12 protein-coding genes are annotated in these 13,894 nt (G+C 68.4%); 8 read left to right on the top strand and 4 right to left on the bottom strand.

Going from position 1 to position 13,894, the window contains the following annotated elements; genetic code table 11:
- Positions 1 to 85 precede the first annotated feature (85 nt).
- Positions 86 to 1,684 carry a DUF4185 domain-containing protein gene (locus ACQPYM_RS01760; RefSeq protein ID WP_433013678.1) on the top strand — a complete coding sequence of 533 codons (1,599 nt, stop codon included), beginning with the start codon at positions 86 to 88 and terminating at the stop codon, positions 1,682 to 1,684.
- Positions 1,685 to 2,041: 357 nt separating this feature from the next.
- On the opposite strand, the gene ACQPYM_RS01755 is transcribed toward ACQPYM_RS01760, so the two are convergent.
- Positions 2,042 to 3,778 carry a threonine/serine ThrE exporter family protein gene (locus tag ACQPYM_RS01755; protein WP_433013675.1) on the bottom strand — a complete coding sequence of 579 codons (1,737 nt, stop codon included), beginning with the start codon at positions 3,776 to 3,778 and terminating at the stop codon, positions 2,042 to 2,044.
- Between the two features lie 215 nt (positions 3,779 to 3,993).
- Between ACQPYM_RS01755 and ACQPYM_RS01750 the strand changes: the two genes are divergently transcribed.
- The 6 genes from ACQPYM_RS01750 (at position 3,994) to ACQPYM_RS01725 (ending at position 10,475) form a co-directional block, all read left to right on the top strand.
- Positions 3,994 to 4,728 carry a cupin domain-containing protein gene (locus tag ACQPYM_RS01750; protein WP_433013672.1) on the top strand — a complete coding sequence of 245 codons (735 nt, stop codon included), beginning with the start codon at positions 3,994 to 3,996 and terminating at the stop codon, positions 4,726 to 4,728.
- 58 nt (positions 4,729 to 4,786) lie between these two features.
- Positions 4,787 to 5,950 carry a Gfo/Idh/MocA family protein gene (locus tag ACQPYM_RS01745; protein ID WP_433013669.1) on the top strand — a complete coding sequence of 388 codons (1,164 nt, stop codon included), beginning with the start codon at positions 4,787 to 4,789 and terminating at the stop codon, positions 5,948 to 5,950.
- A complete protein-coding gene (locus ACQPYM_RS01740) occupies positions 5,947 to 7,227 on the top strand; it encodes a dihydrodipicolinate synthase family protein (protein WP_433013666.1) in 1,281 nt (426 codons plus the stop codon). Before ACQPYM_RS01745 ends, ACQPYM_RS01740 begins: the two co-directional genes overlap by 4 nt.
- Complete coding sequence (locus tag ACQPYM_RS01735) at positions 7,224 to 8,039, top strand: sugar phosphate isomerase/epimerase family protein (RefSeq protein WP_433013663.1); 816 nt, start codon at positions 7,224 to 7,226, stop codon at positions 8,037 to 8,039. Before ACQPYM_RS01740 ends, ACQPYM_RS01735 begins: the two co-directional genes overlap by 4 nt.
- A 37-nt stretch (positions 8,040 to 8,076) precedes the next feature.
- Positions 8,077 to 8,835: a sugar phosphate isomerase/epimerase family protein gene (locus ACQPYM_RS01730; RefSeq protein WP_433013660.1), complete on the top strand. Its 759-nt coding sequence runs from the start codon at positions 8,077 to 8,079 to the stop codon at positions 8,833 to 8,835.
- A gap of 191 nt (positions 8,836 to 9,026) precedes the next feature.
- Complete coding sequence (locus ACQPYM_RS01725; RefSeq protein WP_433013657.1) at positions 9,027 to 10,475, top strand: diguanylate cyclase domain-containing protein; 1,449 nt, start codon at positions 9,027 to 9,029, stop codon at positions 10,473 to 10,475.
- 88 nt (positions 10,476 to 10,563) lie between these two features.
- Here ACQPYM_RS01725 and ACQPYM_RS01720 read toward each other — a convergent pair whose 3' ends face one another.
- The 3 genes from ACQPYM_RS01720 to ACQPYM_RS01710 are packed head-to-tail and all read right to left on the bottom strand — an operon-like array spanning position 10,564 to position 12,164.
- Positions 10,564 to 11,025: a hypothetical protein gene (locus tag ACQPYM_RS01720; protein ID WP_433013654.1), complete on the bottom strand. Its 462-nt coding sequence runs from the start codon at positions 11,023 to 11,025 to the stop codon at positions 10,564 to 10,566.
- A 51-nt stretch (positions 11,026 to 11,076) separates the two neighbouring features.
- Positions 11,077 to 11,685, bottom strand: coding sequence for a DUF6461 domain-containing protein (locus ACQPYM_RS01715; protein WP_433013651.1), 609 nt, complete (start codon positions 11,683 to 11,685; stop codon positions 11,077 to 11,079).
- On the bottom strand, positions 11,682 to 12,164 hold the full coding sequence (locus ACQPYM_RS01710; protein ID WP_433013648.1) for an N-acetyltransferase family protein: 483 nt from the start codon (positions 12,162 to 12,164) through the stop codon (positions 11,682 to 11,684). Before ACQPYM_RS01710 ends, ACQPYM_RS01715 begins: the two co-directional genes overlap by 4 nt.
- A 142-nt stretch (positions 12,165 to 12,306) precedes the next feature.
- Here ACQPYM_RS01710 and ACQPYM_RS01705 point away from each other — a divergent pair, with 142 nt between their 5' ends.
- The gene (locus ACQPYM_RS01705) at positions 12,307 to 13,887 is read left to right on the top strand and encodes an alkaline phosphatase D family protein (protein ID WP_433013645.1); all 1,581 of its coding nucleotides are present in this window, start codon (positions 12,307 to 12,309) and stop codon (positions 13,885 to 13,887) included.
- Positions 13,888 to 13,894 lie beyond the last annotated feature (7 nt).

Genomic DNA, 13,894 nt, shown 5'->3' with positions numbered 1-13,894 from the left:
TTGACCCTTGGTGCTGGGCTGGCTAGCGTGGGCGTGAGAAATCGATTTCTCGAGCGTTTGCTGGTTGACTGTCGAGGGGTTGCGTATGCGGAAGCGATTGGTCCTGATCCTGCCGTTGGTGCTCGGCGCGGCGCTGTTGCCGGCCAATCCGGCGCCACCCGCCCAGGCATCGGCCGCTCAGGCATTGGGCCAGGCGTCGCCCCAGGCTCCGGCTGCTCAGGTTGTTCCGGCACCGGCTGAGCAGGTTGTGCCGGCGCTGGCTGAGCAGGTGGCCAAGCTCACCGGGCCTGGGTCGATCAACGACACCGAGGCGAGGTTCCAGCTCAAGGCGACCGATCTGGGGATCCTCTGGGACAACGGGGCGGGCGAGATCCTGACTGCTTTCGGTGACAGTTACGGCAGCGGTTGGACCGGTCCGGGTGGTGGCGTTGGTGATCCGGCGACGCTCGACTGGCGCTGTAACTTGCTGTTCCGCAGCAAGGATCGCAACCTCGCGGACGGTATGACCCTCGACAGCGCGGCCGAGGACCGCCCCGGCCATGCCAAGCAGTTCCTCGACTGCAAGAAGATCGACCGCGACGAGCACACCGTCATCCCGACCGCCGGAATCGCCGTCGGCCGCCGGCAGTACGTGCACTACATGTCGGTCAACCGCTGGGGACCGGCGGGCAGCTGGTTCACCAACCACGCCGGCTTTGCGTACTCCGACGACAACGGCGAAACGTGGACCAAGGACCCGAAGGCGATCTGGCAGAACACCACCGCCTGGGACGACAACTTCCAGATGGCCGCACTGGTCCAATCGGCTGACTACGTCTACATGATCGGTACTCCGAACGGCCGGTTCGGCAACGCACATCTGGCCCGCGTACCGGAGAAGCAGCTCTTGTCGAAGAACTCCTGGCGCTACTGGGACGGCAAGACCTGGTCGAACCGCGCGAGCGCCGCAGTACCGATCACGATCGGCCCGGTCAGCGAGGTGTCCGTGCAATGGAACGCGCATCTCGGCAAGTGGTTGATGATGTACCTCGACGAGCACCGCGCTTCCGTAGTACTGCGCTCTGCCGCGTCCCTCACCGGCCCTTGGTCGGGTCAGCAGGTAGTTGCCCGGAGCACTGAATTCCCCGGTCTCTATGGCACCTACATGCATCCGTGGTCGTCCGGGACGGAACTCTATTTCACGATGTCGCAGTGGGATCCGTACAACGTGTACTTGATGCGCACCAAGCTGACCGATGACGGCCTGAAGACCAACCTGGTCAGCGATCCCGGGTTCGAAGCACAGACCACGGCGACGATTTCACCACCGTGGCAACTCAACGGCACGGGAGGCGTCGACAAGACCAACCTCGCCCACACGGGCAAGAACAACGCCTACCTCCGAGGCTCCCTCGGCGCCCACCAACTCCAGCAAAACGTTGCCGTACGCCCCCATCACCGCTACCGCCTGTCCGCCTGGATCCGCACCGCCGAAAACAACACCGAAACCTCCCTGGGCATCCGCACCCTCCGCGGCAAACCCCTCGCCCAGAAGACCGGCGGCGCACATCCGCAGTACACCCAGACAACCCTCGAGTTCACCACCGGCCGCGAGTCCCTAATCCAACTCCACGCAGGCTTCTACACCCACAACCAAGACACCTGGCTACAACTAGACGACGTAACCCTCGAAGAACTCCCCTAACAACCAACCCGCCGCCCCTCCACTCCCACTCGCCGACGCCAACCGGCATTCCAGTCCGACTCGGCGACGCCGACCGCCCCGGACCGCCCCCACTCACAAACCTCCGCCGCGCGCCCCACTGCCCACCCACCCCTGCCTGGCGGGCAGCGACCGGCACCGACCAGCACAGGTTTGTGAGTGCTGGCGGTCCGCCATCCCGAGCCACGGCACGCCAGACTCGCACCGCGCGGGCCGCGCCCGCGCCCCGGCCTCACACCTCACACCTCACACCTCGCGCCGCGCCTCGTGCTCGCGCCGCACTCCCACTGCACTCGGACCATGCACCTCGCGCCCCGCGTCTCGGGAAGTGTTGTGGTGTTAGGTCGATCTGTGGCGGCGGGTCCTGTGGGAGCGGGTGCGTTCTTTGCGTTGGCGGATGGGGCGGCGGGGGCCGACCAGGCGTGGGCCGGCTAGGCGGTCTTCCAGACGACGGGCTTCGCGGCGAATGGGCTGGGCGACGTACTCGCCGAGGATGACGCCTGAGGCGAGGGCTACTCCGATCGCGACTGCTGTGGCCAGGGAGACGATGCCGATCAGGTTGCCTAGGCTCATCAGTTCGAGCAGGCCCTTGTAGATCGTCAGTCCTGGCAGGAGTGGGACCGTGCCGGAGACGACGACCACAAGCGGCGGTACTCCGGCGCGACGGCCGAGTGAGTAGCCACCGAGGCCGACCACGAACGCGGCGGCCGCCGTCGACCACGCCGGGCCGAACTCCGCTCGCGACATCAGCGTGAAGACGAGCGAGCCCACTCCACCCACGACCGCGACCGGCAGGAGTCCTCGCAAGGGCGCGTACGACGCGTAGGCGAACGCGACTGCCATCAGCGCTCCCGAGCCGACCATGATCGGCAGGTTCGCGAGTTGGATGGTCTGCGCCTCGATCGCGACCGGGAGGCCGAGTTTGATGCCGAGACTGATGCCCAGGCTGACCCCGGCGATGATGCCGCCGGTGAGGAGCATCGCTTCGAGACTGCGCGCGGCAGCGGTCACGTAGTACCCGGTGATCGCGTCCTGGACGGCACCGGTGAGGGCGATTCCGGCCAGCAGCATGATGATGCCGGCGGCAACTACCAACGACGGTTTCACTGGGGCGTGGACGGCGTACAGGATGAGCGCGACGGCGGTGGCGACGAATGCGCCGGCCACCTGTTGGTAGAAGGCGGGCAGGCGCTGGCGGTTGAACCAGCGGTTGCTGAGCTCGATCACGATCGCGGTGAGTACGGCGACGAGGGTGATCAGCCAGCCGCCACCGAGCAGCAGCGTGGCGCCGCCGGCCATCACGCCCCAGGCGAGCACCGAGCTCCAGCGCGGGAACGGCGGTCCTGCTGACACGATGCGGGCGAGCTCGCGGCTGGCCTCCTCGCGGGTCAGCTCGGCTCGTGCGAACCGGCGTACCAGTTGGTCGACGGCGGTCAGACGGGAGAAGTCCTGGCCGCGATACCGGACGACGCGCATGTGCGTCTCCGGCGCGACGTCGGGCGCTTCCTGGTAGGAGATCGCGATCGAGGTGAAAGTGATGTCGACTTCACAGCCACGCAGTCCGGCGGCAGCGGTCACACCGAGGATCGTCGCCGTCGCGTCCGCAGTACCGGCTCCGCTGGCGAGCACGACCTCACCGATCCGCAGCGCTAGGTCGAGCGTGCGATAAAGCTCCCGCTGCTCATCCCGCGCCTGCTCGTCAGCCGCCCGCAACTCGGCAGACAACTCATCAACAGACTGCTCCCCGGTGACAACCTCCTCCGCCAGCCCCTCCACGCCCCGCCGATCCTTCCCCCTTCTCCGATCCGCCCTACGCCGATCCCCCGCGCCCCGTCGCTCTCCCCGGCGCCGCTCTACCCCGCGGCGCACCTCCGCGTGAACACCACCCCGCCGCTCCGGCGCCTGCGCGGCCCCGCCGGCCTCCGAGTCGTCGGCCTCGGTCTCGTCGGCCACCCGTGCGCCGCCACCGAGGCCGATCTCGTCGACGGCCTCGACCACCGTGCGTAGTCCCGCGTCCTCGGAGGTGTCGTCGGGTGCTGGGATCGTGCCGTCGACGGGCTTGCCGCGCTTGGCCACCGTGCTCCTTTCGTCTTCTGCGAACGACGCTAACGCCGATCGCCTCGCCGTACCCCATCGGCCAGTTCGCACGCACTCCGCCGCGTGCTGTCCGGAATCGGCCTGCAATCGCTTTCCGGCCGACTTCCCCACAGGTTGACTCGCCGTGACCACCCACCTAAGGTTGCGGTCACGAGCCTTGGAAAGCCCTTTCCCAGGCGACCCAGGAGGCGAGTATGTGCGAGTACGGCCCGGCAGCGGCCCTACCCGGCGGTATCGGCATCTCGCGGCTGACGGTGTACGACATCGAGGCGCCCGACGGACTCGTCGGCGGCACCCCGCACGTCCACCTCGCCTGCTCCGAGGGGTACTACGTGATCGCCGGCTCCGGCGCGGTCCAGACGCTCAACCCGAAGGGCTTCACCGAGACGCCGTTGCAGGCGGGGACCGTCGTCTGGTTCGACCCCGGCACGATCCACCGGCTGGTCAACAACGGCGGGCTCCAGATCCTTACCCTGATGTCGAACTCCGGCCTCCCCGAGGCGGGCGACGCCGTCCTCACCCTCCCGCCCGAGCACCTCACCGACCGTGAGACCTACCTCAAGGCGACCACGCTCACCGGCGAAGGCGAGGCCCGTACGCCGTCCGCGATGGCTCGCCGCGACCTCGCCCTGGAGGGTTTCGCCGTACTGCGGGACGCCTACTCCGCCGATGGCCCCGCGGCCCTCGATCCGTTCTACGAGGCCGCGATCCGGATCGTCCAGCCGCAACTCGCCGACTGGCGACGCCGCTGGGAGCAAGGCGCTCGCCGCCTGGCCGACGAGACCGGAGCCGCGCTGGAGGCGCTCGAGGCCGGCCAGGCACCGCATCTGCGGACCGCCGAGCTGCACGAGCTGCCTGCCCCGACCGAGTTCGGCCGCCACGGGATGTGCGGCCGGCTCGACGTCTACGACCTGAACGAGCGCCCATGACGGCCGCCGTCTCCGCCCCACACCCCGCGCAGCCGCTGCGCCGAAGAGAGGTAGCACAGTGAACGATCGACGCGTCGGCATCGTGATGAACGGCGTCACCGGCCGGATGGGCCTGCGCCAGCACCTGGAGCGTTCCATCGTGGCCATCCGCGAGCAGGGTGGTATCCCCGCCGCGGACGGGTCGATGATCATCCCCGAGCCGATCCTGGTCGGCCGCAACGAGCTCAAGCTGAAGAACATCGCCGACAAGTACGGCCTGAGCCGCTGGACCACGGATCTGGCCGAGGCGCTGGCCGAGCCGGACGTCGAGATCTACTTCGACTCCCAGCTGACCCAGCTGCGCGAGAAGGGTGTCCGCGCCGCGGTCGAGGCCGGTAAGGCGATCTACTGCGAGAAGCCGATCGCGGAGGGCCTCGACGCGGCCGTCGAGCTGGCCCGACTGGTTCGCGACTCCGGCCTGAAGAACGGTGTGGTCCAGGACAAGCTGTCGCTGCCCGGCCTGCGCAAGCTGAAGCGGCTCGTCGACGGTGGGTTCTTCGGCGAGATCCTGTCGGTGCGCGGGGAGTTCGGCTACTGGGTGTTCGAGGGCGACTGGCAGGAGGCGCAGCGCCCGGCCTGGAACTACAAGGCCGAGGAGGGCGGCGGCATCGTCGTCGACATGTTCTGCCACTGGCGCTACGTGCTCGACCAGATCTTCGCGCCGGTCAAGTCGGTCTACTGCCAGGGCGCCACCCACATCCCGACCCGGTACGACGAGCAGGGTCAGCCGTACACCGCGACGGCCGAGGACGCGGCGTACGGCGTCTTCGAGTTGGAGGGCGGCATCATCGCGCAGCTCAACTCGTCCTGGACGACGCGGGTGTTCCGTGACGAGCTGGTCGAGTTCCAGGTCGACGGGACCGAGGGCAGCGCGGTCGCGGGGCTGCGCAACTGCCGGGCCCAGCACCGCTCCGCGACGCCGAAGCCGGTCTGGAACCCCGACATCCCCGCGGAGTACTCGTTCCGCGACCAGTGGTCCGAGGTGCCGGACAACGAGGTGTTCGACAACGGCTTCAAGGTGCAGTGGGAGATGTTCCTGCGGCACATCGTCGACGACGCTCCGTTCACCTGGGACTTCGTCGAGGGCGCCAAGGGTGTGCAGCTCGCGGAGCTCGGCCTGCAGTCCTGGCGCGAAGGCCGCAAGCTGGAGGTCCCGGCACTCGACATCGAGGCGAAGGCATGAGTTTGTCCTTGCGGCTGCCGACCGGTGACGGCGGACTGGAGAGCTACCAGCTGACCGGTACGCCGGTTGCCCACGGCACCTATGAGCCGGCCACCAGCCGCCTCGCCTTCGCGGCAGCCCACGTCGTCTCCGACCCACTCGCCGACAACTCCCCAGGCGCCCCCGCAGCCATCGACTGGGAACACACCCTCGGCTTCCGCCGCCACCTCTGGTCCCTCGGCCTGTCAGTAGCAGAAGCCATGGACACAGCCCAACGAGGCATGGGCCTCGACTGGCCCGCCACCCAGGAGCTGATCCGCCGCTCAGCCGCCGAGGCGCCGCTCCGCGGCGGCGGCGCGGCGAGAGCGGAGGCCGGGGAGAGCGCCTCCAGCGCGGCGACGGTGGTAGCGGCGGGCAGCGGCGCCCCCGCCTCCTCGCACCCTGCGGGCGCCTCGCGCGCTTCGGAGAAGCGGATTGCGGTGGGGGTTGGCACCGACCAACTGCCTGCTGGCGTGCATCCACTGGATGCTGTGATTGCTGCCTACGAGGAGCAACTGGCGCTGGCTGAGGAGGTTGGGGCTCAGCCGATTCTTATGGCTAGTCGGGCGTTGTGTGCGACGGCTGGATCGCCTGATGACTATCGGAAGGTTTATGACCGGCTGCTGGGACAGTCGTCTCGGCCGGTGATTCTGCATTGGCTCGGATCGATGTTCGATCCGGCGTTGGAGGGTTACTGGGGTGGCGGGTCGCTCGACGCCGCGGCCGACGTGGTGGTTGAGCTGATCAACGACAACACCGGCAAGGTCGACGGCATCAAGGTTTCGTTGCTCGACGCAAGCAAAGAGGTTGCTCTGCGCAAGCGTCTTCCCGAGGGTGTCCGGCTCTACACCGGTGACGACTTCAACTATCCGGAGCTGATCCGCGGCGACGGCGAGCGGTACAGCGACGCGCTGCTCGGCATCTTCGCCGCGATCGCCCCCGCCGCGGCCGCCGCGCTCAAGGCGCTCGACGACGGCGAGCTGACGAAGTACGAGGAGATCTTCGCACCGACCGTGCCGTTGGCGCGGCAGATCTTCTCCGCGCCGACCTACTACTACAAGACCGGAATCGCCTTCCTGGCTTGGCTGAACGGCCACCAGCCCGGCTTCGGCATGGTCGGCGGACTCCAGACCGGCCGGTCGTTGCCGCATCTCGCCGAAACGTTCCGCCTGGCCGACGCGGCCGGCGTACTGACCTCACCCGAACTCGCCGTGGACCGCTTCCGCAAGCTGCTCATCGTGGGCGGAGTCGACGCGTGAACCGCTACAGCTTGAACCAGGCAACAACGAAGTACTGGCCCCTGGAAGAGGTAGTTGCCGCCAGCACCAAAGCCGAGCTGCAATGGATCGGCCTGTGGCGTGAGCCGATCCAGGAGTACGGCGTCGAGCGCGCGGCGAAGCTCGTCGCCGACGCCGGGCTGCGCGTTTCCTCCTTGTGCAGAAGCGGATTCTTCACCGCGACCGACGCCGCCGAGCGGCAGGCGAAGATCGACGACAACCGCCGCGCGATCGACGAGGCGGCCACCGTCGGCACCGACGTCCTGATCCTCGTCAGCGGCGGCCTGCCATCCGGTTCACGCGACCTCGACGGCGCCCGCAGGATGATCCGCGACGGCATCGCCGAGCTCGCCCCGTACGCCGCCGAGCGGGGCGTCCGGCTCGCGATCGAGCCGCTGCATCCGATGTTCTGCTCCGACCGCTGCGTCGTCTCGTCGCTCAGCGGCGCGCTCGACCTGGCCGAGCAGTTCCCGGTCGAGCAGGTCGGGGTGGTCGTGGACGCCTACCACCTGTGGTGGGACGCCGAGGTGTACCGGCAGATCGAGCGGGCCGGCGACCGAATCCTCTCCTACCAGGTGAGCGACTGGGTGACGCCGTTGCCGGCCGACAACCTGCTCGGCCGCGGCATGATGGGGGACGGCTCGATCGAGCTGCGCCGGTTGCGTGAGGCATGCGACGCCGCCGGGTACGACGGTCCGGTCGAGGTCGAGATCTTCAACCAGGAACTGTGGGACGCGCCAGGTCAGCAGGTCTTCGACCTCGCCCTGGCCCGCTACCGGGAACACGTCGCCTGACCCAGCTCGAAGGATCACAGCTCGAAGGAGACCCTCCATGAGCGACCGGACCATCCCGGCCGACGGCATCGGCATGCACCTCTACACGATGCGTGAGGCGCTGGCCGCCGACTATCCGGGCACCCTGCAGCGGCTGGCCGAGATCGGCTACCGCACAGTCGGGGTGAGCGGCCGGTTCGGTCACTCAGCGGAGGAGATCCGCTCGTACGCCGATGCGGCGGGCCTGCGGATCGTGCTGGAGCACGTCGGCTATCCCCGGCTGACCGACAACTGGGAGGGCGCGCTCGCCGATGTCCAGACGCTCGGCGGCCAGTGGATCGTCGTACCGTCGCTACCAATCGAGCTGCGGTCGCCTGATGGCTTCCGGCGGGCGGCCGCAGCGTTCAACACGGCAGGGCAGCTGGCGAAGAAGGAAGGGCTGAAACTGCTCTTCCACAACCACGGCCACGACTTCGCCGAGCTGGACGGGCAGGTGCTGTTCGACATCCTGCTCGACGAGGTCGAGCCTGACCTGCTCGGGTTCGAGCTCGATCTGTACTGGGTGGTCGACGGTGGCAAGAACCCGGCGGACTACTTCCGCGGCCACCCGGGCCGCTTCCCCGCGCTGCACGTCAAGGACAGGGCCGAGGACGGTTCGTTCGCCGACGTCGGCACCGGCACGCTGGACTTCGCGGCCATCTTCGCCGAGGCCGAGTCGGGCGGGGTCGAGCAGTGGCTGGTCGAGCACGACGCCCCCGTCGACGAGTGGGAGTCGGCGCGTACGTCGTACCGGTCACTGGCGGAACTCCGGTACTGAAATAACCCTCCGTACCGGCAAGCGTATTCTCGTCACTGACAGCAGGCGAGCGGCTCCCGTCCGGCACAATAGGGTCGTCCAGCCACACCGAAGAAGGGTCTTCGGGGCGGCCGGTCTGTCACTCTGTCAGGGGACCCTCACCACGGCGGGGTCTCGTGAGGTCGCCACTGCCGTGACTCCGGAGATCGCCCGTGCACAACGAGCCCACCGTACGGATGACGGCCGTACGCCGTCTCTACGAGGTGAGCGCCCGGATGGGCGCCGGGCGAAGCCTGGCCGAAACCCTGCAGGCAGTGGTCGACGGGGTGGTGGACGGCCTCGGCTTCGGCATCGCCGTGCTGAACCTGCGCCAGCCCGACGGCAAGTTCGAGGTGATCGCGGTCGCCGGTTCGCCGGAGGCCCGGGAGGCGCTGCTCGGCACGGTCAGCGCGGCCGACATCTTCGACGCCGAGTTCGCCATCGCGGACAAGTGGGGCGGCCTGCGGTTCGTACCGCACGAGCGGCTGCCCGAAGGTGAGATCGTCGGCTGGGTGCCGGAGATCCCGGTCTCGACGGCGCCGGACGCCTGGCATCCGCTGGACGCCCTGTTCGCGCCGCTGCACTCGCCCGACGGCGAACTGGTCGGGATGCTCTCGGTCGACCTGCCCGAGGACCAGCGACGGCCGGGGCCGATCCATCGCGAGCTGCTGGAGATCTTCGCCACCCAGGCGGGCCTGGCGATCGACAAGGCGCGGCTGACCGATCAGCTGCGGGCCGAGAAGGCGCGGCTGGAGGCGAGCGAGACGACCTTCCGGATGGTCTTCGAGGGCGCCGGCAACGGGATGGCGACGATCGCCTTCGACGGCCCGGACGCAGGCCGCGTACTGCGCGTCAACGACGCCTTCTGCCACATCACCGGCTACACCCCGGCCCAGTTGGTCGGCACGATCTTCGTCGACTACCTGCGCGACGAGAACTCCGGGCAGACCCAGCGCGAGATCGAGCAGCTCGCCACCGGGCGGGGTCCGTACCGGTTCGAGCGGACGTTCCGGCGGACCGACGGCCACGACATCTGGTTGGGCGGGACCGCCGCGATGGTTGACCAAGGCAAGGATCTGCCGCGGATCATCCTGATCCAGATCGACGACGTGACCGCGCGCAAGGACGCGGAACGCGAGCTGCAGCACCATGCGGCGCACGACGCGCTCACCGGTCTGGCGAACCGGCGGCTGCTCCAGCATCACTTCAACGCGGCGTTGACGCGGTCCCGGCAGAGTGGGCGGCGCGGGGCGCTGCTGTTCTGCGACCTGAACCACTTCAAGCAGGTGAACGACAAGTACGGCCACGAGGCCGGTGACCAGGCGCTGCGCGAGATCGCCGACCGGCTGCTGACCGAGGTCCGGCACGGCGACACGGTCGCGCGACTCGGTGGCGACGAGTTCGCGATCCTGGCCGAGGACATCGACGGCGACGACCTCGAGGCCATGATCGGCCGGATCGACGAAGCGATCAGCCGCCCGCTCGACGGCATCGACGTCCCGGTCACGGCCGCCATCGGCACCGCCGTCGTCAGCCCGTACGCCGCCGCGCTCGAGGAACTCCTCCGCACCGCCGACAACGCCATGTACGAAGCCAAACGCTCTCACCGCGCCACCCTCTGACCCTGTGCCGGTGGCGACCAGCTTCGGCCGACGCGGTGCCGGTTGGCCAGCAGGCTCTCGCCAGCGCGGTGCCGGGGCGTAGTACCGGCTAGCGGGCCGGCTTTCGCTGGCGGCGCTTCTTCTTCGGCGGCTCCGGCTTGGTGTCCTCCAGCCAGTCCTTGAGGATCGAGATCGCCGCCTCGTTGTGCCGCTCGACCAACGGCAGCACCCGGCCCAGATTGGCGAACGCGAAGATCGGCGTCCAGCGCGCCTTCCCGGCCGCGCTCTTCCACCGGACGGCCGGGAAGTTCGTGATCGCGATGATCTCGTCCTTGGCGATCCGCCGGCTCCGCAACAACCCGTGCACGTCGATCCCGCCCGCGTCACAGACCACCCCGAGCCGCCACCCGAGAAACGCCAGGTACACCGCAGCCGCCAGGCAGACCAGCGCCCCGCCGACCACCGCCACCACCGGCAGGTCGTCGCGCAACGCGATCACGATGACCCCCACCAAAATCGGCCAAACAGACGCATTACAGAGCCGCGTGATCAACAGGGGTTTCAGTTCCACCCACCCATTCTCGCTCAGCGATGAGAATGGGTGGTCCACCGCATCCTCGCCTCAGCGCTTGAGGGGCACCATCCCGCACAGATAGTCAGCGGACTCCAGCAGCTCGGCGGTCAGGCGTACGCCGGTCAGGCGCTCGGCCAGTGCGAATGCTGCCTCGCTGTGCAGGGTGTAGTCGCGATCTTCGCCCGCGCGGAGGTCGAAGCCGGCGTCCTTCATCGCCTCGACCTGGCCGTCCGGATCGCTGCCGGACCGGTGGTAGGGGAACAGCGGTTCAAAACTCAGTCGAAGATCGCCGTCGACCATCCAGCAGAACCGATCCTCCGCATCGATGTTGCGGTAGTGGGAGACCACCTGGGTGTCGGCCGACAGCGGCCCGATCACTTCCGGCCGAGTTCCCAGAAACCCGTTCGCCTCGACCAGCAGAGTCCAGTCGCCGAGGTCGGTGGCACCCATGAAGTACCGGCCCTGCTGCTGTCCCGCCCAGAAGTGCCGGTCAGCAAGTTCGACGAACTCCAAAGCGCCCGTGACCCGACCGACGCTCTCGGTTTCGATCCGCTGCAACGCCGTCGTCCGGTCGAGGTTCTTGACCAGAGTCAAGCAATAGCCCACCTCCAGGTACGGGAATCGGTCGGCGAACCAGCTGTATTCCTCGGCCTTCACGAGCCGAGCTCGGTGAGGGCTTCGTCGGTGAGGCGGAAGGTAGTCCACTCGTCCTGAGGGGTGGCGCCGAGGGATTTGTAGAAGTCGATGGTGGGGGTGTTCCAGTTGAGGACCGACCACTCGAGGCGCGGGTAGTTGTTGCGCACGCACTCCTGAGCCAGGGCCGCCAGCAGCGCTTTGCCGAGCCCGGAGCCGCGGTGGGCGGGTGAGACGAAGAGGTCTTCCAGGTAGATGCCGTGGCTTCCGCGCCAGGTGGAGAAGTTACGGAACCAGATCGCGTAGCCGACCACCTCGTCGTCGATCAGCCCGACATGGCAGAACGCGGCGGGCGTCGTACCGAAGAGGGCTCTCTCGAGTTGTTCAGCGGTCAGGTGGCATTGCTCAGGAGCGCGCTCGTACTCCGCCAGCGCGTGAACGAGGTCGACGATCGCCGGTACGTCGGCCGGCTGGGCGGGGCGAGTGCGGTTGTCGGTCTGCATAGCCCACATCCTGCCGTGTCACCGACTCACCGGGATTCACCCGGAGTAGGAACTCGTTTACCGCGGTGTTCATCTGGTGCTTGAAGGGTGGGAGCGCTGCCCAACCACACGGCCCACCGATCCGCTCACCGGAGGACTCCCCATGGCTGTTTCACGTCGTCGTTTCATCGGTCTCGGAGGGGCGGGGACCGCCGCGGTGCTGCTCGGCACCGGGGCCTGGGACGCCTCGACCACCTATGCCGCCCCGGCCGGCGCCGGCAATCCGTTCACCCTTGGCGTCGCGTCCGGCGACCCGCGGTACAACAGCGTTGTCCTGTGGACCCGGCTGGCCCTCGACCCGTTCGCCGTCGACGGCCGCGGCGGCATGCCCGCCAAGGCTGTCCGGGTGGAGTACGAGGTCGCCCGCGACGCGAACTTCCGGCACGTCGTACGCCGGTCCAGCGTGGTCGCGACGCCCGAGCTCGGCCACTCGGTCCACCCCGAGATCAACGGGCTGCTGCCGGACCACGAGTACTACTACCGCTTCCGGACCGGCGGCGAGATCTCGACGGTCGGGCGCACCCGTACTACGCCGCATCCGCTCAGCTCGCCGCGTGAGGTGCGGTTCGCGTTCGCCTCGTGCAACGCCTGGCAGGACGGGTTCTTCACGGCGTACCAGCACATGGCGGACGAGGACCTCGACCTGGTCGTGCACCTGGGCGACTACCTCTACGAGTCGGGGGTGAAGACGAACCGGCGCGGTGTGGTGACCGATCCGCGGTTCCACACCGAGACGTTCGACCTGGCCCGGTACCGGCTGCAGTACTCGCTCTACAAGTCCGAGGCGCCGCTGCAGGCAGCGCACGCCGCGCACCCGTGGATCCACACGTTCGACGACCACGAGGTGGAGAACAACTGGGCCGGCGACCTGTCGCAGGCCGACACCGAACCGGACCAGGACCCGGTGATCTTCCGGGCTCGCCGGGCGCAGGCGTTCCAGGCGATGTACGAGAACCTGCCGCTGCGGCACGAGCAGATGCCGAAGGGTCCCGACGGACGGTTCCACCGACGGCTCCCGTACGGGCGGCTCGCCGACTTCACCATCCTGGACACCCGCCAGTACCGGTCGGACCAGCCGTGCGGCGACGGCGCCTCGTCGACGTGTGACGACCGGTTCGACCCGGACAACACGATGCTCGGCGGCAAGCAGCGCCAGTGGCTGCTGGACGGGTTCCGGGAGTCCAGGGCGCGCTGGCAGGTGCTCGGCAACCAGGCCCCGATGGGCCAGACCGACTGGACGCCCGGCCCGGAGACGCATGTCTGGCTCGACCCCTGGGACGGTTATGTTGCCGAGCGCAACAAGGTGCTGGCGGCGGCTCAGGACAGCGGCGTACGGAACCTGGTGGTGATCACCGGCGACCGGCACCAGAACTACGCGCTCGAACTCAAGCGCGACTTCGCCGACCCGGACTCCCGCACGGTCGGCACCGAGTTCGTCGGTACGTCGATCACCAGCGGTGGCGACGGCGCCGACACGACTCCGCAGGGCGTGCAGTTCCTCGCGGCGAACCCGCACCTCAAGTTCTTCAACGCCCAGCGCGGCTACGTCCGGGTCACCGCCGACCGGCACCGCTGGCGCTCCGACTTCCGCGTCGTCCCCTACGTCACCCAGCCCGGTGCCCCGATCACTACCCGCGCCAGTTACGTGGTGGAAGACCGCAACCCGCACGTCCACGTCGCCTGAACGTCGC

This window comes from Kribbella sp. CA-294648 (assembly GCF_050943845.1).
In the GTDB taxonomy this organism is placed as follows: domain Bacteria; phylum Actinomycetota; class Actinomycetes; order Propionibacteriales; family Kribbellaceae; genus Kribbella.
This window is presented reverse-complemented; position numbering and strand designations above follow the sequence as displayed.